22 protein-coding genes are annotated in these 24945 nt (G+C 60.1%); 18 read left to right on the plus strand and 4 right to left on the minus strand.

Going from position 1 to position 24945, the window contains the following annotated elements; all coding sequences use genetic code 11:
* Window positions 1-77 precede the first annotated feature (77 nt).
* The 5 genes from QQJ86_RS17155 (at window position 78) to QQJ86_RS17175 (ending at window position 4345) form a co-directional block, all read left to right on the plus strand.
* A complete protein-coding gene (locus tag QQJ86_RS17155) occupies window positions 78-1265 on the plus strand; it encodes a beta-ketoacyl-[acyl-carrier-protein] synthase family protein (protein ID WP_284322190.1) in 1188 nt (395 codons plus the stop codon).
* Window positions 1262-1729 carry a hotdog family protein gene (locus QQJ86_RS17160; RefSeq protein WP_284322191.1) on the plus strand — a complete coding sequence of 156 codons (468 nt, stop codon included), beginning with the start codon at window positions 1262-1264 and terminating at the stop codon, window positions 1727-1729. Before QQJ86_RS17155 ends, QQJ86_RS17160 begins: the two co-directional genes overlap by 4 nt.
* Window positions 1722-2450, plus strand: a complete 729-nt coding sequence (gene fabG / locus QQJ86_RS17165) for a 3-oxoacyl-ACP reductase FabG (protein ID WP_284322192.1) — start codon at window positions 1722-1724, stop codon at window positions 2448-2450. Before QQJ86_RS17160 ends, fabG begins: the two co-directional genes overlap by 8 nt.
* Window positions 2451-2505: 55 nt before the next feature.
* Complete coding sequence (locus tag QQJ86_RS17170) at window positions 2506-2946, plus strand: excinuclease (protein ID WP_284322193.1); 441 nt, start codon at window positions 2506-2508, stop codon at window positions 2944-2946.
* A gap of 241 nt (window positions 2947-3187) precedes the next feature.
* The gene (locus tag QQJ86_RS17175; RefSeq protein ID WP_284322194.1) at window positions 3188-4345 is read left to right on the plus strand and encodes an isovaleryl-CoA dehydrogenase; all 1158 of its coding nucleotides are present in this window, start codon (window positions 3188-3190) and stop codon (window positions 4343-4345) included.
* Window positions 4346-4493: 148 nt separating this feature from the next.
* Here the strand turns inward: QQJ86_RS17175 and QQJ86_RS17180 are convergent, their stop codons facing one another.
* Window positions 4494-7508, minus strand: a complete 3015-nt coding sequence (locus QQJ86_RS17180) for a S8 family serine peptidase (protein WP_284322195.1) — start codon at window positions 7506-7508, stop codon at window positions 4494-4496.
* 219 nt (window positions 7509-7727) lie between these two features.
* Between QQJ86_RS17180 and QQJ86_RS17185 the strand changes: the two genes are divergently transcribed.
* From QQJ86_RS17185 to QQJ86_RS17210, 6 genes are all read left to right on the plus strand, one after another.
* Entirely contained in the window at window positions 7728-8906 is a 1179-nt protein-coding gene (locus QQJ86_RS17185; RefSeq protein WP_284322196.1) for a thiolase family protein, read from the plus strand.
* Between the two features lie 148 nt (window positions 8907-9054).
* Window positions 9055-9438: a hypothetical protein gene (locus QQJ86_RS17190; protein WP_284322197.1), complete on the plus strand. Its 384-nt coding sequence runs from the start codon at window positions 9055-9057 to the stop codon at window positions 9436-9438.
* 135 nt (window positions 9439-9573) lie between these two features.
* Entirely contained in the window at window positions 9574-11181 is a 1608-nt protein-coding gene (locus QQJ86_RS17195) for a carboxyl transferase domain-containing protein (RefSeq protein WP_284322198.1), read from the plus strand.
* 82 nt (window positions 11182-11263) lie between these two features.
* Complete coding sequence (locus tag QQJ86_RS17200; RefSeq protein WP_284322199.1) at window positions 11264-12955, plus strand: molecular chaperone HscC; 1692 nt, start codon at window positions 11264-11266, stop codon at window positions 12953-12955.
* Window positions 12952-14388, plus strand: a complete 1437-nt coding sequence (locus QQJ86_RS17205) for a J domain-containing protein (RefSeq protein WP_284322200.1) — start codon at window positions 12952-12954, stop codon at window positions 14386-14388. The genes QQJ86_RS17200 and QQJ86_RS17205 overlap by 4 nt, the downstream gene beginning before the upstream one ends.
* 311 nt (window positions 14389-14699) lie before the next feature.
* A complete protein-coding gene (locus QQJ86_RS17210) occupies window positions 14700-15701 on the plus strand; it encodes a phospholipase D-like domain-containing protein (protein WP_284322201.1) in 1002 nt (333 codons plus the stop codon).
* Window positions 15702-15852: 151 nt separating this feature from the next.
* Here QQJ86_RS17210 and QQJ86_RS17215 read toward each other — a convergent pair whose 3' ends face one another.
* Genes QQJ86_RS17215 through QQJ86_RS17225 form a run of 3 tightly spaced genes read right to left on the minus strand, consistent with a single transcriptional unit; the run spans window position 15853 to window position 18229 of the window.
* On the minus strand, window positions 15853-16155 hold the full coding sequence (locus tag QQJ86_RS17215; RefSeq protein ID WP_284322202.1) for a DUF6587 family protein: 303 nt from the start codon (window positions 16153-16155) through the stop codon (window positions 15853-15855).
* Complete coding sequence (gene feoB, locus QQJ86_RS17220) at window positions 16152-17993, minus strand: ferrous iron transporter B (protein ID WP_284322203.1); 1842 nt, start codon at window positions 17991-17993, stop codon at window positions 16152-16154. Before feoB ends, QQJ86_RS17215 begins: the two co-directional genes overlap by 4 nt.
* The gene (locus QQJ86_RS17225) at window positions 17990-18229 is read right to left on the minus strand and encodes a FeoA family protein (RefSeq protein ID WP_284322204.1); all 240 of its coding nucleotides are present in this window, start codon (window positions 18227-18229) and stop codon (window positions 17990-17992) included. Before QQJ86_RS17225 ends, feoB begins: the two co-directional genes overlap by 4 nt.
* Before the next feature lie 132 nt (window positions 18230-18361).
* Here QQJ86_RS17225 and QQJ86_RS17230 point away from each other — a divergent pair, with 132 nt between their 5' ends.
* The 7 genes from QQJ86_RS17230 to QQJ86_RS17260 all read left to right on the plus strand — a co-directional run bounded on the left by QQJ86_RS17230 (window position 18362) and on the right by QQJ86_RS17260 (window position 24843).
* Window positions 18362-19150 carry an enoyl-CoA hydratase-related protein gene (locus QQJ86_RS17230; protein ID WP_284322205.1) on the plus strand — a complete coding sequence of 263 codons (789 nt, stop codon included), beginning with the start codon at window positions 18362-18364 and terminating at the stop codon, window positions 19148-19150.
* 237 nt (window positions 19151-19387) lie between these two features.
* The gene (locus tag QQJ86_RS17235) at window positions 19388-19903 is read left to right on the plus strand and encodes a cupin domain-containing protein (RefSeq protein WP_284322206.1); all 516 of its coding nucleotides are present in this window, start codon (window positions 19388-19390) and stop codon (window positions 19901-19903) included.
* 91 nt (window positions 19904-19994) lie between these two features.
* Window positions 19995-21992 carry an acetyl/propionyl/methylcrotonyl-CoA carboxylase subunit alpha gene (locus tag QQJ86_RS17240; RefSeq protein WP_284322207.1) on the plus strand — a complete coding sequence of 666 codons (1998 nt, stop codon included), beginning with the start codon at window positions 19995-19997 and terminating at the stop codon, window positions 21990-21992.
* 27 nt (window positions 21993-22019) lie between these two features.
* Window positions 22020-22922 carry a hydroxymethylglutaryl-CoA lyase gene (locus QQJ86_RS17245; RefSeq protein ID WP_284322208.1) on the plus strand — a complete coding sequence of 301 codons (903 nt, stop codon included), beginning with the start codon at window positions 22020-22022 and terminating at the stop codon, window positions 22920-22922.
* A 270-nt stretch (window positions 22923-23192) separates the two neighbouring features.
* Window positions 23193-23678, plus strand: a complete 486-nt coding sequence (locus tag QQJ86_RS17250) for a GNAT family N-acetyltransferase (RefSeq protein ID WP_284322209.1) — start codon at window positions 23193-23195, stop codon at window positions 23676-23678.
* 8 nt (window positions 23679-23686) lie between these two features.
* Entirely contained in the window at window positions 23687-24280 is a 594-nt protein-coding gene (locus tag QQJ86_RS17255) for a YdeI/OmpD-associated family protein (RefSeq protein WP_284322210.1), read from the plus strand.
* Window positions 24277-24843, plus strand: coding sequence for a GNAT family N-acetyltransferase (locus QQJ86_RS17260; protein WP_284322211.1), 567 nt, complete (start codon window positions 24277-24279; stop codon window positions 24841-24843). The genes QQJ86_RS17255 and QQJ86_RS17260 overlap by 4 nt, the downstream gene beginning before the upstream one ends.
* The last annotated feature ends 102 nt before the right edge of the window (window positions 24844-24945 follow it).

Below are 24945 nucleotides of genomic sequence, written 5' to 3' on the forward strand. Positions count from 1 at the left end.
TTTCAAGCAAGCCTTGCCCCCTCACCCCAACCCTCTCCCCGGAGGGGAGAGGGAGTTCGTGTGCAGAGGCTTTTCGGATGAACAGCTACCTCAACGCCCTCGGCATCCTCTGCAATCTCGGCGCAACCAAAGCCGCCGTCGCCGAGGCATTGTTCGCCGGCAACGACAGCGGCATCCGCCCCGAGCAAGGCTGGATTCCGAATCACGAGCCGCCGCTCGGCAGTGTGCAAGCGACATTGCCGTCGATACCCGACACATTGCATCACCGCGACAACCGCAACAATCGCCTGCTGCTTGCCGCGGCACTGGAAATCGAATCCGATATTCGCTGGGCGATCGCGCGTTACGGACACGCACGCATCGGCATCGTGCTCGGCACCAGCACCACCGGCATCGAGGAAGCTACGCAGGGTGTCGGTGCTTATCGACGCAATGGCGCTTGGCCGGCTGATTATCACTACTCACATCAGGAACTCGGCGCACCGGCTGAACTTCTCGCCGAATGGCTGGGGTTGTCCGGCCCTTGTTACAGCATTTCCACGGCCTGCACTTCGGGGGCACGTGCATTGATGAGTGCACAGCGTCTGCTTCGCATCGGGTTGTGCGATGCTGTGCTGTGCGGTGGTGTGGATACGTTGTGCCGCTTGGCGATCAACGGGTTTCATGCACTGGAAGCCGTCGATCTTCAGCGGTGCGATCCCTTCTCGAAGCATCGTCGCGGCATCAATATCGGTGAAGCGGCAGCGCTGTTTCTGATGACGCGTGAACCCGGCCCTGTGCAGTTGCTCGGCGGCGGCGCCAGTTCCGACGCCTATCACATGTCTTCGCCCGATCCTGAAGGCACCGGCGCGCGCAAGGCAATGCACAACGCGCTGTTTCATGCCGGCCTCGATGCTACGCAGATCGACTACATCAATTTGCACGGTACCGCGACGGAGCACAACGACAGCATGGAAAGCCAGGCGGTGGCAGCGATGTTTGGTAGCGATATGCCGTGTTCGTCCACGAAGTCGCTGACCGGCCATACGCTTGCAGCAGCAGGTGCGCTGGAAGCAGCCTTCTGTTGGCTGAGTCTGACCGATGCACGCCCGGAGCGCCGTCTGCCTCCGCATATCTGGGATCACGAAACCGATCCGTCACTGCCTGCCTTGAACCTGATCGACATCGGCAGTCATCTGCCGGCTGGCGGGCGGCGCTATCTGATGAGCAATTCCTTTGCTTTTGGCGGCAACAATGCGTCGCTGATACTGGGAGACCCAGCGTGACGCTGTGGCCGATCGAAGAGGTGGTGCCGCACGCTGGCGAGATGATCTTGCTCGACAGCATCGAGGCGTTCGAGGCCGAGTGCATCACGTGTGTACGCACGATTCAGCCGGGCGGCATGTTCACGGACGCCGATGGCAGCTTGCCTTCGTGGGTGGGTGTTGAATTGATGGCGCAGGCCATTGCCGCTTGGGCTGGTTGCCACGCGCGTGCGGAACAACGCCCCGTGCGGCTTGGATTTCTACTTGGTACGCGGCACTACGCATGCAACGTCGATGCGTTTCCTGCCGGCGTTCGCCTGCGCATCGGGGCGGAACGTGCTTTCCATGATGAGCAAGGCATGGGTGTCTTCCACTGCTGTATCGAAGGTCCTGGCATTCACGCCGAGGCACGCCTGAACGTCTACAGCCCGTCTGATGCGGACGCGTTTTTCAAGCAAATCACCGAGGAGATACCGCATGGCTGAAACAGTTCTGGTTACGGGCTCCAGCCGCGGCATCGGACGCGCTATTGCATTGAAGCTTGCGCAGGCCGGTTACGACATCGTTCTGCATTGCCGTAGCCGTCGCGATGAAGCCGAACACGTTGGCGCTGCAATCCAGGCACTTGGACGCAGCGCGCGCATTCTGCAATTCGACGTCGCCAATCGTGCTGCCTGTGCTGCCGCGCTCGAGGAAGATGTCGAAGCGCATCGCGCCTACTACGGCGTGGTCTGCAATGCCGGACTAACGCGCGACGGTGCCTTTCCTGCGCTGACCGACGACGACTGGGATCAGGTGCTTCGTACGAACCTGGATGGTTTCTACAACGTGCTGCATCCAATCATCATGCCGATGATCCGCCGCCGCCAAGCCGGACGCATCGTGTGCATCACTTCGGTCTCGGGGTTGATCGGCAATCGCGGGCAAGTGAACTACAGCGCGTCCAAAGCCGGCGTGATCGGCGCAGCCAAGGCGCTGGCGGTGGAGTTAGCCAAGCGCAAGATCACCGTCAATTGCGTGGCACCCGGTTTGATCGACACCGACATGACCAGCGACGACGTGCCACTGGACGAGATTCTCAAAGTGATTCCGATGCAGCGCGCCGGCACGGCCGATGAAGTGGCCGCCGCGGTGCAATTCCTGATGAGCGCCGAAGCCAGCTACATCACGCGCCAGGTGCTTGCTGTGAACGGCGGACTCTGTTGAGGAAAAGCGATTATTTGCACGATCCAACAAACCATCAACAAGGGGGGATAGGGATATGAAAGCAAGCGCACTCGCTGTCGTTGCGTTGTCGGTGGCCGTTTCAACCGTGGCAGTGGCCAAGGACGCGATCAAGCATTACCCGTTTGCAAATGCTGTGGCCGAAGCGACCAAGTCCGGCAAGTTGGACGGCACAGTGAAGTTTTATCTCCACGGGAATGATCCGCAGGGCCAGGTGGCGATGATCAAGAGCGATGTCAGCGTCAACCGCAAGACCAACGCCTTCGGCAAAGCGGATCAACCCACGTGCGATTGGGCGCTGCAATCGGCGTTGATCGCCCTTCAAAACGAGGCAAAAACGGCGGGCGCTAACGCGGTGGTCGATATCGTCAGCGATTACGGCGATGAATATCGCGACGGTGAGAAGTACGAATGCCACGTGGGCTTTTTGATGTCGGGTGTGATCATGAAGGGCACGTTGGTGAAAGTGCAGCAGTAAGCCAGCTTGCCCTTCTTGTGGGATTCCTAACGGCCGTCATTCCCGCGAAAGCGGGAATCCATCTTGCTTTGATGCATCCTTAAAATGGATTCCCGCTTTCGCGGGAATGACGGCCTTGAGGTGTAGTGAATATAGTGAAGAGAACCGGCAGCGCGGGTACGCTGATGCAGCGCATCAGCGCCTTCGAAATCCCCTGCGCTACAATTCCTCACATCTCCAACCCATCTCCCAGGAGTTCGTCATGCGTCCGTTCCCGCTCGGTGAAGAGATCGACCTGCTGCGCGAAAGCGTTTCCGCCTTCGCCGAAAAGGAGATCGCGCCGCGCGCCAGCCACATCGATCACGACAACGTGTTTCCGAATGATCTGTGGCGCAAGATGGGTGACCTGGGATTGCTTGGCATCACCGTGCCGGAGGAATACGGCGGCAGCGGCATGGGTTTCCTGGCTCACTTGGTCGCGATGGAAGAAATCTCGCGCGCATCGGGTTCGGTGGGCCTCTCTTATGGCGCGCATTCCAATCTCTGCGTGCAGAACATTTTCCACAATGGCAACGAAGCGCAACGCCGCAAGTACATCCCCAAGTTGTGCACCGGTGAATATGTAGGCGCACTGGCGATGAGCGAACCAGGCGCGGGCTCGGACGTGGTGGGCTCGATGACCTGCCATGCCGAGCAGCACGGCGATGTGTGGGTCGCCAACGGTTCGAAGATGTGGATCACCAACGGCCCCGACGCAAGTGTGCTGCTGGTGTATATGCGCACCGCGCCGCGCAACGTGGGCAGTCGTTGCATGACCGCATTCATCGTCGAAAAGGGTATGAAGGGTTTCAGCACGGCGCAGAAGCTGGACAAACTCGGCATGCGTGGTTCCAACACCTGCGAGTTGGTGTTCGAGAATTGCGAGATTCCCGCCGAAAACATCGTCGGTGAAGTGAACGAAGGCGTGCGCGTGCTGATGAGCGGGCTGGATACCGAGCGCCTGGTGCTCTCCGGCGGTCCGATCGGGCTGATGCAAGCTGCGGTGGATGTCGCCCTGCCCTATGTGCGTGAGCGCAAGCAGTTCAACGCGCCGATCGGCACCTTCGGCGTGATGCAGGCCAAGATCGCCGACATGTATACCAAGCTGCAAAGTTCGCGTGGCTTTGCCTACATGGTGGCGAAGGAATTCGATGCCGGCGTGAAGTCACGCATCGATCCTGCCGCCTGTCTGCTCAATGCCTCGGAGAATGCCGTGCAGGTGGCGCTGGAAGCGATCCAGACGCTTGGCGGCAACGGCTACATCAACGAATATCCCACCGGACGTTTGCTGCGCGATGCGAAGCTGTATGAGATCGGCGCGGGGACGAATGAAATTCGTCGCATGTTGATCGGGCGTGAGTTGTTTCACGGGCGGGAGTGATACTCGCCGAATCACCCGCTTACCCTCTCGGCCGTCATTCCCGCGAACGCGGGAATCCATTTTCAAGGATGCATCAGAGCAAGATGGATTCCTGCTTTCGCAGGAATGACGACCGTGAGGGATACCTAAGTTTTTAGCGGGATGAGCCTCAGAAACGCAAGTTGTAATTGAGCGTACCCATCGTCGCGTGCTCGCGCTGTGCGTTGTATTGATCAGCACCGAGCGACAATTGCGAGCGCGCCGAGAAACGCCAGTTCAACGACACGCCAGCGATGCTGCCGTAACGCGACAAGCCGATGCCGTTGATCGGCATGAACTGCTGCAAGGCTGTGAAACTGGCTGACGGCATCACGCCGCGTATGGCGATGGCATCCTGCCACTGGTACCGGGCTTGCAGGCTGAGGCTACTGCCATCCGGCATTTGCCACTGGCGCGAACCACGCAAACCGATGCCCGCTTGCCAGCGCTGGACGTTCTGCGAACTGGAACTCAAGCCAAAGCCGGCGCCGCCCAGTTCATTGAACCCATCGCGTTCGACATTGGCGTATTCCAGATCGGCGTACGGCGTGAATTTCCATTTGCCCGCGTTGAAGCGGTAACCGCTTTCGCTATAAGCCACCTGATAGCGGCCATTGCTGAAGCTCCCCACCCCTGCGTATTGGGTGCCCAGCAACAGTTCGCGGCGCGTGTTCTGCCAGTCGCTGCCAACGCCGAAGCGCCCCATCGTGTACCAGTTACCGTGCACGATGCCGCCATAAACCATGCCTTCCAGCGCGCGACTGTAGCCCTGGTCGGCGCTCTGCTGCAGATTGCCAAGCCCTTGGCTGTGGCTGATGGCATAGCCCAACACTGCGCCATTGCCAAGCATGCGATCACCGCCAACCATGCTGCCGTTGAGCTGGAAGCCGAGGTTGTCGTAACCGCTGCGTGAGAAGCTGCCCTGGTAGCCCAGGTTCTGCGACCAATTCTGGAACTTGCCGCTGCGTTCGAACGCTTGCGGATTATCGAGCAGGCTGTCGAAACGATCGGACAGCGCACGCGTGTCGGCGTCGATGGCTTCGAAGGTCATCGCGGCGCTGGTGGCGTACATCTGGCCGGAGAGGCTGCTCAACGATTTTTGCAGCTCGGCGGTGGTTTGCGATTGCTGGATGCTTGCGGCACTGCCGACGAAACTGGCCGGCAAAGGCTGCGAGTTCGAACCGCTTTGGATCACGCTGGTGATCGTATTGAATGCGCTCTGCGTACGCACAGCTCCCGCATACGTGGCGGAAGAATACGGCGCACCCGAAGCTTGCGTGAGGTTGACCTGCGTCACGTTGAGCCAAGCATCGTTAGCGTCGTAACCCAACGTGGCGTGCAGCGTGACCGTCGATGGCGTAGAAAAGCCAGAGAACGTGCCGGTCAGACCATTGGTCGCCGATAACACGATGGTTTGGGAACTGGCGACATAGCCTTGATTGGCACCGTAGACGTACAAAGCAGCGCCATTAGTGAGCGTGGCTGCACCAGTCACTTGCAGAGAAGAACCCAACGATACGGCAAGCTTGCCACCCGCCTGAGAATAGTTACCTGTCATCGTGAGGTTGCTGCTGGTACCCACCACCAGCGTGCCTTGACTCGTTACATTGCCAGTGATTAATGGAGTCGAGGTGGTGGTGGAATTTCCTGTAATCGCCAGGGTTCCCCCGGAAGCAATGCTGGTGCTCGATGCCACCGCGTTGGCATTCAAAGTGCCACCGTTCACTAACGTATTGGTCGACGCTATCGAACCGGCGTTCAACGCACCGCTATTGACCGTAGTGTTGGCAGATGTGAGCGAAACCGCATTCAAGGTTCCGCCGTTGATTGTGGTATTGCCTGTGTATGTAGAAGGCTGAGTAAGGTTGAGCGTACCCGGCCCCTGCATGATCAAACCGCCCTTGCCCGTTATCGGATTGTTCCAGCTCGACGAGCCGCTGAAGCCGACCGTGACATCCCCCCAATTGAACTGCTGCGGCCCATTCACTGCCGCTCCTACGTTCAACGCACCGTAACCGTACGTGGGGTTGGGTTGCGAACCACCAAGCGGCGTGGCCGTGCCCAGCAACGTCTGCCGCACCAGGTCATTGCTGAAATACGGATACGCCTGCCACACCAGCGCCGCCGCGCCGGAAACGATCGGTGCAGCGAATGACGTGCCTTCCACGATGTAGTAAGTGGGATTGGTGGTGGTGGACGTAGTGTTCTTGTCCAGCACGATCACATCACCCGGCGCTGCGAGGCAATAATTCATCGCAATGCCGCACTTGTTCGAATAGCTTTCGAGTTGCGTGGGATTGTTGCTGTTCAACGCCACGGCTACCAGCCAGCCCTTCTGCAGGTTGGCGTCATTTGCGATGGTTGGCAGCGAAGCGATCGTGCTCGGGTTTGCTGTTGAATCATTGCCTGCTGCGAATACCACGAGGCCGCCGTTATTCACGAACGGCGTGTAGGCTGCGTCGAATGCGCTGTTTAGCGTGGCGTTGGTGGTATCCCAGGTAATCCCGCCCCAGGAATTGTTCATCACCTTTACGCCAGCGCTGATCAGATCCTGATTGACCTGCTGAAAGAACGTCGCGTCACTGGTCGTTACCTGAGAAGGTGGCGCAGAACCGTTATCGTCCGGCGCGCTGTCTGAAATGATGCGGGCGGAAACCAGGCTCGCGCCCGGCGCGATACCACCTGAAAACTGCGCGAACGATGTGCCGGCCGCAACCTCGGACACCCATGTGCCGTGTCCGACCACGTCATCAACTTTGGTGTTGTTCTGCGTGGGATCGACGTAGATCAGCTCTTGCGACACGCGTCCTGCAATAGCCGGATTGGAGCGCATGATGCCGCTGTCCACCACGCCGATGGTGACGCCGGTTCCGGTATAGCCCTGCTTGTGTGCCGCATAAGTATTGGTCAGGGATAGCTGCGCGTCGATCGGCGGCGTCGGAACATTCGTGCTGGGTGACGGCGAAGGTGAAGGTGATGGCGTGGGAGTGGGAGTGGGTGAGGGCGAGAGGCTCTGCGACGGTCCGGCTGGCATCGACGCCTTTACAGCACTGTTGCTCCCTCCCCCGCAACCACTCAAACCCACTGCGAGACTGACCAATAGCGCTATTTCGCGGCGGCGCAACGCCTGCATCCCAGTTGCCATAGCTCTCACCCTGTAAATGATGTGCTTCCAGAAGTAATGCCGCCACTCCCAACAGCGGCATTCCGCAATAGCTTATTAGTTAAGTCTGCCGGATTGCGAGTGGACAGAATGCATGGTTTCTCAAAGAAACGCCGATTTGCTGCAAAGCAGTGCGGGCTGCGATAATTCGCTAATTCCTTCCTCGGCGCGACGCGCCTAAAAGCTCCCCTGGAGATCCCCATGTCGGATATCGTCATCGCCGCCGCCAAACGCACTGCCATTGGCTCGTTTCAAGGCCAGTTCACTGGCGTCCCCTCCCCCACCCTCGGCGCCACTGCCATCCGTGCAGCGCTGGAGCAATCCGGCATCGCCGCCAAGGACGTTAGCGAAGTGATCATGGGTTGCGTGCTACCGGCCAACCTCGGCCAGGCTCCTGCCCGTCAGGCGTCCCTGAACGCCGGGCTCCCCCCGGCCACCGGCTGCACTACCATTAACAAGGTGTGCGGTTCGGGCATGAAGGCGATCATGCTGGGGCACGATCTGATCAAGGCCGGCTCGGCCAGCGTGGTAGTGGCCGGCGGCATGGAGTCGATGACCAACGCACCACACATGGTCAACGCCCGCGGTGGCCTCCGCTACGGTGACGGCAAGCTGGTCGACCACATGGCCTGGGACGGCCTGACCAATCCGTATGACGGTAAGGCGATGGGCGTGTTCGGCGAGCTCTGCGCTGACAAGTACCACTTCAGCCGCGAAGAACAGGATGCCTTCTCCATCGAGTCGGTAAAGCGCTCCCAGGCTGCGCAGGCCTCCGGCGCCTTTGTCGACGAGATCGTCCCGGTGACCGTGGCCGGCAAGAAGGGCGACGTACAGATCGATACCGACGAACAGCCCAACCGTTCCGACATCAACAAGATCCCCTCGCTGAAGCCAGCATTTCGCAAGGAGAACGGCACCATCACCGCAGCCAGCTCTTCGAGCATCTCTGACGGTGCAGCTGCCCTCATTCTGTTGTCGGCGGATGACGCCAAGGCGCGCGGGGTGAAGCCGCTGGCACGCATCGCTGCCCACGCCACCCACTCGCAGGAACCGGAGTGGTTCACCACCGCACCGGTCGGTGCAATCAGTAAGGTGCTCGACAAGGCTGGTTGGAAGGTGGGCGACGTTGACCTGTTCGAAGTCAACGAAGCGTTTGCCGTAGTGGCCATGGCGCCGATGCGCGAACTGGGTGTTCCGCACGACAAGCTCAACGTCAATGGTGGCGCCTGCGCACTTGGCCATCCGATCGGCGCCAGCGGCGCCCGCATCGTGGTGACCTTGCTCAATGCCTTGAAAACCCGTGGCTTGCGTCGTGGCGTTGCCGCATTGTGCATTGGTGGCGGCGAAGCCACTGCCATTGCCGTGGAACGTCTGGACTAAGTCCTGTTCCGTGTGCTGCCAGCCGGGGTATCTACCCTGGCTGGTTTAATGCGGCATGAAAGTTGTTAGTAGAAACCGGTAGCGCCGTAAACGTGAAAGCGCTATTAATAATCCGCCAATTGGCATTCCACGGCTAAGGAGATCCATCATGAAGTTCACGCGTACCCTTCTCGCCTCTGCGCTCGTCGCGCTGCTGGCGGCTTGCAGCAACGGCGCACAGGAAGGCGCGCAGGACGCACAGAAGTCGGCTGATCAGGCCCAGCAAGCAGCTACTCAGGCTGCTGACCAGGCTCAGAAGGCCGCCGCTGCTTCCACCGCTGCTGCTCCGGCTACCCCGGCTGCTGCTCCGGCTTCCACCGCTGCCGCTCCGGCTGCTGCCCCTGCTTCCACCGCTGCTGCTCCGGCTGCTGGCGATGCGATGAAGAGCGCCGCTGCCGACGCTTCGCAGGCTGCCGACAAGGCCGCCGACGCAGCCAAGTCGGCTGCGACCGCTGCGAAGGACGCCACCAAGGACGCGTCGGCCAAGCACTAATACCTGCTTGTTCGAAGCTCCATGAAACCGGCCGCCGTTTGGCGGCCGGTTTTTTTATGGTCGCGTGCAACATGCGGAAGAACGGCATGCCCCGCTATCATCCGTGGTTTGCCCTGACGATCTTTGCACGACCCCATGAGCGTCCTTACTTCGCAGATCGATCCCCGTTCTTCCGATTTCCAAGCCAGCAGCGCAAATCTGCGCAGCCTGGTCGATGACCTGCATCACCAGCTTGCGCGCAGCGCCGAAGGCGGTGGTGCCAAGGCGCGCGAAAAGCACACCGCCCGCGGCAAGCTGCTGCCACGCGAACGCATTCGCGCCCTGCTCGATCCCGGCTCGCCGTTTCTGGAACTCTCGCCGCTTGCCGCGTATGGCATGTACGACGATGCAGCGCCAGCTGCCGGCATCATCACCGGTATCGGCCACGTGCATGGCATCGAAGTGGTGATTGTGGCGAATGATGCCACCGTCAAAGGTGGCACCTATTTCCCGATGACGGTGAAGAAGCACCTGCGCGCACAAGAAGTTGCGCTGGAGAATCGCCTGCCGTGCATCTATCTGGTCGATTCCGGCGGCGCGTTTCTACCCATGCAGGACGAGGTTTTTCCGGACAAGGAACATTTCGGCCGCATCTTCTACAACCAGGCGCGCATGTCGGGCTTGGGGATTCCGCAGATCGCAGTGGTGATGGGTTCGTGCACCGCCGGTGGCGCCTACGTACCGGCGATGAGCGACGAAACCATCATCGTGCGCGAACAGGGCACAATCTTTCTCGGCGGTCCGCCGCTGGTGAAGGCAGCCACCGGTGAGGTGGTTGATGCGGAAGCCCTTGGCGGTGCTGACGTACACACTTCCACCTCTGGCGTGGCGGATCACTTCGCCGAAAACGACACGCATGCGCTGTCGATCGCGCGCGACATCGTAGCCAGCCTCAATCGCAACAAGCCGATGCCGCTGGCCGTGCGCCCGGTTGTCGACCCCCGCTACGCGGCGGAGGAACTGTATGGCGTGATACCGCAAGATACGCGCCGCCCGTTCGACATCCGCGAGGTGATCGCGCGTATCGTCGACGGTTCGGAGTTCCACGAATTCAAGGCGCGTTACGGCAAGACGCTGGTCTGCGGTTTCGCGCATATTTATGGCTACCCGGTCGGCATCATCGCCAACAACGGCATCCTGTTTTCCGAATCCGCACTCAAGGGCGCGCATTTCATCGAGCTGTGCAACCAGCGCAACGTGCCACTGGTGTTCCTGCAGAACATCACCGGCTTCATGGTCGGCAAGAAATATGAGAACGCCGGCATTGCGAAGGATGGCGCAAAGATGGTCACCGCCGTCGCCTGCTCGCACGTGCCGAAATTCACCGTGGTCATCGGCGGCAGCTTCGGCGCTGGTAACTACGCCATGTGTGGTCGCTCGTACGGCGCACGCTTCCTGTGGATGTGGCCGAACGCGCGCATCAGCGTGATGGGCGGGGAGCAGGCTGCCAGCGTGCTGGCCACGGTGAAACGCGACGGCATGGAAGCGGCCGGCCAAACCTGGAGCAGCGAGGAAGAGGAGGCCTTCAAGGCGCCGATCCGCGACCAATACGAGCGCCAGGGCCACCCTTATTACGCCTCGGCGCGGCTGTGGGACGATGGCATCATCGACCCGGCCGATACGCGTCGTGTGCTGGGGCTGGCGGTGTCGGCATCATTGAATGCGCGGATTGAGCCGCAGCGGTACGGCGTGTTTCGGATGTAGGCTTTTTCTCCCTCTCCCCAGCGGGGAGAGGGAGAAAGCATCGGCAAGATTTCGGCACGGAAGTACAGGGGAAAGAAACAGCATGATCGTCGGCATCGATCTTGGCACCACGCATTCGCTGGTTGGCCACTACGGCGAAGAGGGGCCGCAACTCTTCCGCAATGCACTCGGCGAATACCTCACACCTTCCGTCATCAGCGTCGACGATGAAGGACACATGTTGGTCGGCGCCCCTGCCCGCGATCGCCTGATCAGCCATCCGAACACCAGCGTCGCCGCGTTCAAGCGCTGGATGGGCACTGCACGCGAGGTGCAGCTCGGCAAGCGCAGCTTCCGCCCCGAAGAATTGTCCGCGTTGGTGCTGCGCTCGCTGCTGGCCGATGCCGAAGCCGCGCTGGGCGAGAAAGTGCAAGAAGCCGTGATCAGCGTGCCGGCCTATTTCTCCGACGCGCAACGCAAGGCCACACGCGCCGCCGGCGAGTTGGCCGGTATCAAGGTGGAACGGCTGATCAACGAACCCACTGCCGCTGCCCTAGCCTACGGTCTGCAGGAACGCAAGGAAGGCAGCCGCTTTCTGATCTTCGATCTGGGCGGCGGCACGTTCGACGTATCGGTGCTTGAGATGTTCGAAGGCGTCGTCGAAGTCCATGCCAGCGCGGGTGACAATTATCTCGGCGGCGAGGATTTTCTCGATGTTCTGCAAACCGCCTGTCTGGCCGATCTCAAGCTGCGCGCAGACGATTTTTCTCCAGTGGAGCGCGGCCTGCTGCGCCGTCGCCTGGAACTGGTCAAGCGCAGCCTGAGCCAGCAGCCCGAGGTAAGCGTTGAAGGCCAGATCGGCAAGCACGACATCGTATGGCGCATCGACCAGGATCGCTTCTTGCAATTGGCCGAACCCTTGATGCAACGCATGCGTATGCCGCTGGAACGCGCTTTGCGCGATGCGCGCCTGCGTCCTGATCAACTCGATGAAATCGTGCTGGTCGGCGGCGCCAGCCGCATGCCATTGGTGTCGCGACTGATCGCGCGCATGTTCGGCAAGTTGCCTCTGCGCCATGTGAATCCTGATGAAGCCATTGCGCTGGGCGCGTGCGTTGCTTCCGGCCTGAAGAGCCGCAACGCAAAGCTGGATGAAGTGATTCTCACCGACGTATGCCCTTACACGCTGGGCGTGGAAGTGGGACAGCGCGATGCGCAAGGGCATGTGCAAAACGGTTTGTTCTCACCGATCATCCAACGCAACAGCGTGGTGCCCATCAGTCGCGAAAGCAGTTACTACCCGCTGGCCGAACGCCAAGCCAAGCTCTCACTGAAGATCTACCAGGGCGAAAACCCGATGGTGGACAACAACATCAAGCTGGGTGAACTGGAGATCACCCTCAATCCGACCCTGCCCATCGCCAAGAACGAAGTGGTCGTGCGCTTCACTTACGATATCAATGGCGTGCTGCAAGTAGAGGCCACACCCAAAGCCAGCGGCATTCGTCATGAGCTGATGTTGCAGCAGAACCCCGGCCTGCTCAGCGACCAGGAAATTCGTGCCCGGCTGGCCGCCTTGTCAGAGTTGAAGATTCACCCGCGCGCCAAGCAGGAAAACATCGCCCTGCTCGCACGCGCGGAGCGTCTGTTCGAGGAGCACCTCTCCGCGCGACAAGTGCTACAGCAATGGATCAGCCACTTCCGGCAGATATTGGAAACACAAGACGAGCGAGTGATCCTGGAACACCGCGAAAACTTCAGCCATGCGCTGGACTCGCTGGAAGCGCAGGTTTGAACTGGGCGTTCGAACTGCTCGGGCTTAGGCCGGATGCAGATGTTGCCGACGTCAAACGAGCCTATGCACGATTGTTGCGCATCACACGCCCGGATGACGATCCGGAGGCGTTTCAGCGGCTGCATATGGCGTACAAAATTGTGCTGGCGCATATCAGCGCGAAAGCCACTGCGGCGATTATGCCCACGCCGACCGTCGTCACGCACGCCGAACCAACCTCGCGACCGCCCGTACAACTCGCTCTACCGACGCACGCAGACACCACCAACGTAACAGAACCTGTCGTCCATCTCGGCACCCTGACGAATGAGATCATTCGTGCTGCGATTGAAGCCCAAAACAGCGAAGAACTTTCTCGCTGGTTAAAAAATCGCCCCGAATTCTGGTCCATCCAGATCAAACAGCAGGCAGCACAATTGGTGCTGCAACGTCTGTTCCAGCAACCACAAGCTATCGCTGCGCATTGCATGGACGCAATGCTGAAATTCTTTGATCTGGATCATGTGCTGTCCGGTGTCAACCCGGTCGCTCTCCAGTCCTTACGCGCGCGGCAGAGGACCTTGTGGGAACTGCGTCCGGAAAATCATCACGAACTGGCGCGCCGCGCAGGTCTTATGCACAACGGTCGCCCCGAAGTGCTACGGGTGAGAAAAGATCTAGCACTGCTGCAGCACCCTCTGAATTGGGCACGCGTCACTCTGGCGGCGATGCAATCTAAACGCGCTCACGGACTGGCCGCTCTAGTTCGTACGCTGTCCAATAACGGTCGCCTTGACGAATTACCTGCATCCGTAAACCGGCAGCACGCCATGTTCTGGTTCCGCGGTGCAACCGGCGGTCCGTTGCTGACTCGTGAGCGCTTTATTCTCCACTCGCTGCGTGCTGGCGTGTGGGCGTTCGTAACCATGCTGGCGGTGGTGGTCATTGCAATGATGAGCGCCGCGCCAGACGGCGTGCATTGGTCGGAAGTAGCGCGCGTAGCAGGCATCCTGGGTGGGGGCATACTCGTGTTGTGGCTACTCATAGCTGGATTCTGGTGGTTCGATCTCTGGCAAGGCATGCCGGAATCCACCCCATCCCGCTGGCCATGGCTGCGCAGACTCGCCATTCCTTTGCTATGCGTATTGAGCTTTGCGATGTACGAAACCGGCAATGCACCTTACATGCGATGGCTGGTCATGATGTGCTTCATTGCCGCCATGCGAAAATTTCGGCGACGGATCGCCGGCAACGGTAGTTTCTTCGCGCGCATCACCGCTTCGACACCTGCGTTCATTTGGATCAGCGTGTGGATCATCGCAGCACTATCACGCGCGCAAGGCATGGAAGACTTTCCGCTCATTCCGATTCTGGCACTCGCCACATTTGCGATGTCGATCGCAGATCTCTGGCGTCATCGCGCCTATCTGCACCCAAGGCTTGCACGTAACTGACCATACATCTGCATTCGTCAGATGCGCGCAAGTCACACATCACATTTCGATCGATCTCATCTTTCTAGCATTCACTCACTCGTGACGAAGGCGCACGCCTCTTAAACGCGCACTGCGTTTGCCACGTTGCAGAAAGATTCCTGTCATCCACGCCCGCTGAGATGCGCGCTTTCGGCTGTGGTGCGTGCACGCACCGGTGTCCAAGGGGAAGACCGGCATTGCCGGCCAGCCGAATGGCCGCGCAGGGAGGGAGAGCGGCAATGGATTAGCGCACGGAGTGCGTCAACCTAACTCGACATAAGGATCAAGTCATGAAAAGCTGTTTTGTACGTTCCAGCTTCACGAAAGCCGCGCTGGCGGCTGCTTGTGCTTTCGGCATTGCGCTGCCCGCCTTTGCGCAGGGCACGCAGACGCTGGTGATCGAACCCGACCAGGGGCTCAACTCGATCTACAATTTGATCTCGTCCGCTCAGTCGACGATCGACATGACGATGTACGAACTGCAAGACACCACCGCGCAGAATCTGCTGTGCACGGCGGCCGGCAAAGGTATCAAGGTGCGTGTCATCCTCGACATCAACCTTGAAAAGAGCAACAACACGTCGGCCTACAACCAGCTCAACAGCTGCGGCGTAAGCGTGAAGTGGGCCTGGACCACCTACTCGGCCACGCATCAGAAAAGCATCGTGATCGACTACGGCAAGTCGAACGCGCAAGTGGCCATCATGTCGCTGAACCTGACCAGCCGCTACTACAGCACCAGCCGCGACTATGCCGTCATTGAAAACGATGCCACCGATATCGGCGCGATCGAGGCCACGTTCAACAAGGACTTCGCTCACACTTCGGTGACGCCCTCGAATGGTGACGACCTGGTGTGGAGCCCGACCAACTCGCGCAGCTCGCTGCTCAATATCATCAACAACGCCACCACCAGCCTGTTGGTGGAAAACGAAGAAATGAGCGATAGCGGCATCGTTAGCGCACTGAAAAACGCGGCGTCCAACGGCGTGAACGTGACGATCGTGATGACCGATAACAGCAGCTACTACAACAACCTCGATGCACTAAAGTCGGCCGGCGCGAATATCGCCACCTATCCGAACGACAACACCTCGCTGTATATCCACGCGAAGGCGATCGTTGCCGATTACGGCACATCGAATGCTGTGGCGTTCGTCGGCTCGGAGAACTTCTCGTATTACTCGTTGAACAAGAATCGCGAGCTTGGCTTGACCACGACCGATTCGAACGTGATGGGCCAGCTTAGCAGCACGATCAACAACGATTATTCGGGTGGCAATCCGTACTGATCGCTGCGTGCTTTCCTAGTGATACCTCCATGGCCATCCATTCCGCAGAAGGCGAAATAACAGCCATGGAGCATTCGGCTGTACGTTTGATTTGATGAGAGATTGTCCCCTCACCCTATCCCTCTCCCCGATGGGGCGAGGGGCAATCCATTCAGTGCTGCCGCGGCCGAAATTCCAGTGGCCTGGCTTCGCCACGCGCACTCACAGGTGGTTTCGGTCCACATGCCCCGCACGTACTGCATCCATCGCTGCAATTGCCGGTAGCCTGCTTCGGCTGCAGGCGCCGCCCCAAAGCACGCACCCAGGCGGCATGTTCCGGCTGGCTGTATCGGATCGACGCTGCCGCCAGCCAGCGATTGGTGAGCTGTGGTGCCATCTTGTGAAAGGCATACACCGCACTGGCCACTACCGCCAAGCCAATCACCACGTACTGAATCAGCAGACTCGCGTTCACACGAACAACCTCGCCACCTGATAGGTGATGAACGATGCCGCGTATGCCACGGCAAACATGTAACCGAACGAAATCGCCACATTGCGCCACGAATTGGTTTCGCGGCGAATCACCGCCAACGTGGACATGCACTGCGGCGCAAACGCAAACCACACCAGTAGCGACAGCGCCGACGCCAGCGAGAAGTTACCGGTAAGCGCATGCGCAAGGCCGCCATTTTGAGCATCACCACTCACGGCGTAGACCGTCGCCAGCGTGGCTACAGCCGTTTCGCGTGCAGCGAAAGCAGGAATCAACGACAGGCTGATCTGCCAGTTGAAACCCAGTGGGGCAAAGATGTGCTGCAGGAAACGGCCCAGATGACCAGCGAAGCTGTAGTTGATCGCCGGCCCCGTTGCACCCTCCGGTGGCGCCGGGAAGGTGGAGATAAACCACATCAGCACCGTCAGCGCCAGGATCACGCCGGTCAAACGCTTGAGGAAGATGGCGCCGCGTTCCCACAAGCCGATACCGATGTCGCGCGCTCGCGGCAGACGATACGAAGGCAGCTCCATCAACAAAGCGTGCTCGCTTTTATCGCGACGAATGCGCTTGATCACCCAGCCCACCGCCATCGCACCCGTGATGCCCGCCACATAGAGCGCAAACAGCACGACGCCTTGCAGATTGAATAGGCCGAACACGCGCCGCTCGGGAATGAATGCACCGATCAGCAGCGCATACACCGGCAGGCGCGCCGAGCACGTCATCAGCGGCGCAACCAGAATGGTCGCCAGGCGATCACGCGGGTCGGTGATGCTGCGCGTGCCCATGATGCCGGGGATGGCGCATGCAAAGCTCGACAGCAGAGGAATGAACGAACGTCCGGTCAAACCCACCGACACCATCAAGCGATCGAGCAGGAACGCTGCGCGCGGCAGATAGCCCGACTCCTCCAGCATGAGGATGAAAAAGAACAGCACGAGGATGACCGGCAAAAAGCCAAGCACGGTGCCAAGACCGCCGAATATGCCGCTCACTACCAAGTCGTGCAGCGGCCCAGGCGGCAACACGGCGGCAGTATGTTCACCCAGCCACGTGAAGCCGCGACCAATCAGATCGCTCATCGGCTTGCCGGATGCATACACCGCCTGGAACACCAGAAACATCACCACGGCAAGCGTGAGCACGCCAAAAACCGGATGCAGCGCCCAACGATCCAGCACATCATCGATCACCGCCGTCGCGCGCGGCATCGTTACTGTAGCCGCCATCAGCTCGCGCACCTCGTCGTGCAGATTGGCACGACTGGCCGGATCGTCCGGTAACGCAGGCGGCGCATCCGGCAAATCACCATCCACGCGTTCAACCAGCGCGCGCGTGCCACCACGCTTCACCGCAATGGTTTCCACCACGGGAATGCCAAGACGGCGCTGCAGTTCCGGTACGTCGATGGTGACGCCGCGATGACGCGCCGCATCCATCATGTTCAAAGCCAGCACCACCGGGCGGCCAAGACGCTTCACTTCCAGCACGAAACGCAGGTGCAGACGCAAATTGGTGGCGTCGGCAACACAGATGATCAGGTCAGGCGCCGCTTCACCGGGGTAATTGCCTTCCAATACATCGCGGGTGATCTGCTCATCAGGGCTGGCGGCGTCGAAACTGTACGTACCAGGCAGATCCAGGATCTGCATCACGCGACCGGACGGCGCGCTGAATCGCCCTTCCTTGCGCTCTACCGTGACGCCAGCGTAATTGGCGACCTTTTGGCGACCACCCGTGAGCTGATTGAACAGCGCCGTCTTGCCGCAGTTGGGATTGCCGACCAGTGCGATACGCAAACTGCCCGCGCTCATGCAACCTCCTGCACTGTGACTCGAGCGGCCTCAGCACGGCGCAGCGCGAAACGCGTCGAGCCAATCTGGATCAACAACGGATCCGCCCCCACCGGGCCGCACGCCACCAGCCGCACCTGTTCGCCGGCGACAAAACCCAGATCGCGCAGACGTTGCGCAATCAGGTCATCGGCATGGGCATCTTCGACTCGTTCAACCACGGCGTAGGCACCTTTCGGCAAGTCGGACAGGCGCACGTTGTTATGCTTCTAAATAAGAATGGTTCGCATTGTATCCTCTTTTCGCATTCAGTACAGGGGCTCCCCCCTCCCGACGGGAGAGGGGCTTGCTCTACGCTTTGGGAAATTCCCCCTCGCACGGACGGCCCCATGCCCACCTCCATCCAGATCGCCGACCACGCCGGCATCCGCGAACTCCGTCTGAACCGCCCGGAAGTGCACAACGCCTTCGATAACCGGCTGATCGCCGAACTTACTGCCGCCCTGCGGGACGCCGGCGGCGATCCCGCCGTGCGCGCAGTGGTACTGACCGGCGTAGGCGCCAGTTTTTCCGCTGGCGCGGACCTCAACTGGATGCGCGGCATGGCCAAGGCCAGCGAAGCGGAAAATCGCGAAGACTCGCTGCGCCTGGCCGCTTTGATGCGCACGTTGCAGTTCCTGCCCAAACCCACCGTGGCCCGCGTGAACGGCGCCGCTTACGGCGGTGGGGTGGGGTTGATTGCTTGCTGCGATATCGCCATCGGCGTGGACACCGCAAAGTTCGGACTTACGGAAGTGAAGCTGGGCCTGGTGCCGGCGGTGATCTCGCCGTATGTGATCGCCGCGATCGGTGTGCGGCAGGCACGTCGACTGTTTCTTACCGGCGAAATTTTCGAAGCGGACACCGCCGAGCGCATCGGCCTGCTGCACGAAGTGGTTTCCGCCGAATATCTGGATGACACCGTGCACACGGTGCTCAAGCAACTCGCCAAGGCCGGCCCTGTGGCCCAGCACGAAGCCAAGCAACTGGCCTTTGGCATGCACGGGCTGACCGAAGCAGCGGCCGAGCGCATCGACCACGAAAACGCCGCACTGATCGCACGGCTGCGCGTATCGCCGGAGGGCCAAGAAGGTTTGGCAGCCTTCCTTGATAAGCGCGCACCAACCTGGACACAGTAAGAGCCTGTTTAATACCTCCCCACGGCTTGCATAGTCACTGAGTAGCCGCCATGCGGCCGTGCGCCGCTTGACCAGACCAGCAGTCTGGCGCTGCGCCACGCGCGACCACCTGACGACTACTCAGTGACTATGCAAACCACGCTGAGATATTAAAAAGGCTCTAAGGCTGACACCACGCTGGCAGCAAGCCCCTGCTAGCGTCTGCATTCCGCTCGTCAATTACGACTGAGGCTCGCCATGAAACGCATCGTCAACATCGCCGATATCGAACTGCAACCCCGCCCGCCCGGCTTCGCCGCCACCGGCGATGCTGCGCAACGCTTTGATGCTCGTATGGGCCGCGTTTCCATACAGCTAGGCGCGGAGAAGCTTGGCTACAACATCACCGCAGTGCCGCCCGGCAAGCGCGCGTTTCCGCTGCACAACCATCGCGTAAACGAAGAAATGTTTTTCATCCTGGAAGGTGAAGGCGAAATACGCGTTGGCGCGGAACGCTACCCGATCCGCCAGGGCGACTTCGTTGCGTGTCCGCCTGGTGGCCCGGAAAGCGCGCACCAGATCATCAATACTGGATCGGTTGAAATGCGTTATCTCGCAGTAAGCAGCAAGCTTTCGCCGGAGATTTGCGAATACCCTGATTCCAACAAATACGGCATCTTGGGCGAGTTCGGACCGGATGCGGAAGGCAAGCCGCAAATGATTCGTATCGTGATGCGGCAGGGTGATACCGCCGATTATTGGGAAGGCGAATAGCTCACTCTTGCTGCACCGCGCATCGGCGAAACCCTGCAATTCTGCTAGCTTTATGGGCTTTGCAGCTTCTGCGAGCAGGTAAGGAACCCGCATGTTCGAGCGCGTACTGATTGCCAACCGCGGCGAGATCGCCTGCCGCGTGATCCGCACCTGCCGCCGGCTGGGTATCCACACCATCGCGGTGTATTCAGAAGCGGACAAGGATGCGCAGCACGTGCGGCTGGCCGACGAAGCGTGGCCGATCGGCGGACCGCGTCCCGCCGAATCGTACTTGCGCGGCGATGCCATTCTGGACGTCGCAAAGAAAACCGGCGCGCAGGCGATCCATCCCGGTTACGGTTTTCTTTCCGAGAACACCGCCTTCGCACGTGCGTGCACCGAAGCCGGCGTAGCGTTCATCGGTCCGCGCCCGGAAAGCATTGATGCGATGGGTTCCAAGGCAGCCGCCAAAGCGTTGATGGAGCAACACAGCGTGCCGCTGGTGCCGGGCTATCACGGCGACAACCAGGACACCGAGGTTCTCGCCGAACACGCGCGCAAGACTGGCTTCCCGCTGATGATCAAGGCTGCCGCAGGCGGCGGCGGCAAGGGCATGCGCATCGTGCGCACGGAAAAAGAATTCACCGATGCGCTGGCTTCCGCACAACGCGAAGCGGCCAGCTCATTCGGCGATACGCGCGTGATCCTGGAGCGCTACGTGGACCATCCGCGCCACATCGAATTCCAGGTGTTCGGTGATACGCACGGCAACGTCATCCATTTGAACGAACGCGAGTGCTCCGCCCAACGCCGTTATCAAAAAGTGCTGGAAGAAACACCCTCTCCGTTCCTCAACGCCGAGCGCCGCACGGCGATGGGCGAAGCCGCGGTCGCCGCAGCTAAAGCGGTGAACTACGTGGGCGCCGGCACGGTGGAATTCATCGTCGGCCAAGATGGCACGTTCTATTTCATGGAGATGAACACGCGTCTGCAGGTGGAACACCCGGTTACCGAAGAAACGCTGGGGCTCGACCTGGTTGAATGGCAATTGCGCGTAGCTGCCGGCGAACCGTTGCCGTTGCGGCAGGACGACATCCAGGCGCATGGACATGCGATCGAGGTACGCCTGTACGCCGAAGATCCGGATCAGAACTTCCTGCCCGGCTCGGGCAAGTTGCGTGTGTTGCGTTTGCCAACACCGTCGCGCCATGTGCGGCTGGATGGCGGTGTCATCGAAGGCGACACCGTAACAATTTTTTATGATCCGATGATCGCCAAGCTGATCGTGCATGACGCCGATCGCACGCAGGCCTTGCAGCGTTTGCGCGAGGCGTTGGCGGAATGCGAGATCGTCGGGCCGAAATCGAACGTCGCTTTTCTCGAGCGCCTGGCGCGTCATCCGGTGGTCATCGAAGGTCGCATCGACACCGGCTATCTGGATCGTCATCTTGATGAATTTCTAACTGGTGATGCGTCACCCTCTGACCATGTCCTGTTCGCTGCCGCCACTGCTGCACTGCTTCACGACGAACGTGCGGTGGTCGCCGGTGCGGCGCGCAGCAGGGATCCTTATTCACCCTGGTCGCGCGCCGACGCGTGGCGCATCGGGCATGCCGGCAAGCGCATCGTCGCACTCAGCTTGCGCGAGCAGCGCTATGAAGTCGAAGCGCATGGCCACGACGGGGATTACCAATTGCTGCACGGTTCGGCACAGTGCGAGGTCCATGGTGCACGCCTTCAGAACGACGCGCTCAGCGCACGCTTCGATGGCAGGGGCATTCGCCTTGCCATGCACGCCGATCAGGAACGCATTGCCTTGCATGATGCGAACGGCCAGCGCCATGCCTTTACGCGCACCGCCGCTTTTGCGTGGCAGTCGAAAGAAGGCGGCGGCGGCAACCAGATCGTCGCGCCGATGCCTGGCCGCGTCGTCTTGGTGAAAGCCTGCGTGGGCGATACCGTCGAAGAAGGGCAAGAATTGCTGGTCATGGAAGCCATGAAGATGGAATTGGCCTTGAAGGCGCCGCGCGCCGGCACTATTGAAAGTGTGAGTGCAACGCAAGGCGAGTTTGTAGAAGCCGATGCCGTACTCGTTCGTTTCGCATCGTAATCAGCGTGAGGGATGCAGGAGCTTCGTATGAATACAGACTCTCAAGTGCGCATCGTCGAAGTCAGCCCTCGCGATGGCTTGCAGAACGAAAAGACCCTGCTGCCGCCCGACATCAAGATCGCGCTGATCGACCGGCTTTCCGCCACAGGGCTCAAGACCATCGAGACCACCAGCTTCGTCAGTGCGCGCTGGGTGCCTCAGCTTGCCGACGCAACGGAAGTGTTCCGCCACATCCGCAAAGTGCCGGGCGTGACCTATCCGGTGCTGGTTCCGAACGAGCAAGGCTATCGAATCGCGCGCGAAGCCGGCGCCACCGAAGTGTCGGTGTTCACCGCCGCATCGGAAGCGTTCAATCGCGCCAACATCAATGCGTCCATCCAGGAATCGCTGCAACGCTTCGAACCGGTGCTGGAGGAAGCCAAAGCCGAAGGCGTGAAAGTACGCGGTTACGTGTCTACCGCCTTGGGTTGCCCCTACCAGGGCGAGGTACCGATAGAGGACGTAGTCAGCGTTGCCAAGCGGCTGTATGAGATGGGCTGTTATGAAATCTCAGTAGCCGACACCATCGGCGTCGGCACACCGGCCAAGGCGCGTGCGATGCTGCATGCCGTGGCGCAGGAAATTCCGATGCGCGCGCTGGCCGTGCACTTCCATGACACTTATGGCCAGGCGCTGGCCAACATCCTCGCCTGCCTGGAAGAAGGCGTGCGCGTGGTCGACAGCGCCGTCTCCGGCACCGGCGGTTGCCCTTACGCAAAAGGTGCCAGCGGCAACGTCGCCAGCGAAGACGTGGTGTACATGCTGCACGGCATGGGTCTGCAGACAGGCATCAATCTGGACATGCTCGTCGCCACTGGCGCATGGCTTTCCGCGCAGCTCAACAAGCCCACGGCGAGCCGGGTGACGAAGGCGCGTACGACGGCTGCATGATGCTGTCTTCTACGCAGTAACGAAAGAACCTAAGATCCGTCGTCCCGGCGAAGGCCGGACGTAGCGCGAAGCGCGAAGAACGTCCGAAGGACGGCCCCAAAGGGGTGAGCGAAGCGAATCACCCAGCGTCTTTTGCGGAAAAAGCAAAGTCGCTAGGTCCCGGCCTTCGCCGGGACGACGGTACGCTTTGATTGAGGCTCTAGGGAACAAACCCCGGTAGCGCCACTCCAATCCCTCCCCCACAGAAAGAGGGATTGGTAAGCTCGCACTATGCCCAACTTTTTCATCCGCCCGATCGAACCTCGCGACAGCGCCGCAGTCGCCACCATCATCCGCACCGTCATGCCCGAATTCGGTGCCGATGGCCCCGGCTTCGCCATCCACGACCCCGAAGTGAATGACATGCATGCGTCCTATGCACGGCCGCGTAGTGCGTACTTCGTCGTGGAACGTGACGGTGTCGTTGTAGGCGGTGGCGGTGTCGCTCCGCTGGATGCCGGCGAGGATGACGTCTGCGAGCTGCGCAAGATGTACTTTCTGCCCGAAGCACGCGGCATCGGCGCGGGTGCCGCCATGATGCATCGTTGCCTGGACACTGCGCGTAGTTTTGGCTTCAAGCGCTGCTACATCGAAACGCTGACCGGCATGGATGCCGCGCAGGTGCTGTACCAGAAGAATGGATTCAAGGCCTTGTGCGAGCCGATGGGCGGCACGGGGCATTTCGGTTGCGACCGTTTCTTTATTCGCGATCTATAGGGCACGCCATGGCCAGCCGCGATCCACGCATCGATGCCTACATCGCCAGCGCGGCCGATTTCGCAAAACCCATCCTGGAACATCTGCGCGACGTAGTGCACGCCGCATGCCCCGAGGTGGAAGAAAGCATCAAATGGAGTTGCCCGCACTTCTTGTACCAGGGCAAGTTGATGTGTTCCATGGCTGCGTTCAAGCAGCACTGCAGCTTTCACTTCTGGCACGGCAAGGATGTGGTGGGCGAGACTGACAAGGAAGGCATGGGCCAGTTCGGCAAACTCACATCTGTAAAAGAGCTGCCGAGCAAAAAGGAACTGATCGCTTACGTGCGCAAATCCATCGCACTGCGGGAAGCGGGTGTAACAAGGCAACGCGCTGTACCCAAGCGCAAACCACCGCTAAAACTACCCGACGATTTCGCTGCGCTGCTGAAAAAGCACACTGCCGCACGCAAAACGTACGAGGCCTTCAGCCCCAGCGCGCAACGCGAATACGTGGAATGGCTTACCGAAGCCAAGACTGACGCCACGCGCCAAAAACGTATGGCCACAGCACTGGAATGGCTGGCCGAAGGCAAGCACCGCAACTGGAAATACATGAAATGATCCGTATCGCCCACGCCGAGGACGCCGAAGCCGTCCACGCGATTTATGCACCCGCTGTCATCGACACCGCCATCACCTTCGAAACCGAATTGCCGGGTGCGGATGCAATGCGTCAACGCATTCTCACCCGCCTGCAGCATTACCCATGGCTAGTGTGGGAAGAACAAGGTGAAGTGCTTGCTTATGGGTATGCCACACGCTTTCGTGAGCGCGCGGCGTACGACTGGATTGCCGAAACCTCGATTTACGTGCATGAAAACGCGAGACGGCGCGGTATCGCACGCAAACTCTACAGCGTGCTGCTCGATGTCATGCGCCTGCAAGGCATCAATCAGGCGGTGGGTGTGATCACCATGCCGGGCGAAGTCAGCGTGGCCTTGCATGAGGCGATGGGCTTTACACCGGCAGGTGTTTGGCGCAAGGCCGGTTACAAGCTTGGGCTGTGGTGGGATGTAGGTGTTTGGCAGAAGGAGCTGCAGCCTGCCGCAAATCCACCGGAGGCAGTGCAGGCGTTCGCATCGATCGCGGGTTCAGAAGCGTTGCGACACTTGCTTAACTCGTAGGTTGAAGTGCAACCCCACCGTTGTCATGGGCATAGGGATGTTTGGGTTAGCCGCCCAACCAACGGGGGCCGGTGGGTTACCATTACCGTTTTAGCTTTCCGG

It is taken from the genome of Dyella acidisoli (genome assembly GCF_030160295.1).
Classification (GTDB): domain Bacteria; phylum Pseudomonadota; class Gammaproteobacteria; order Xanthomonadales; family Rhodanobacteraceae; genus Dyella_B; species Dyella_B acidisoli.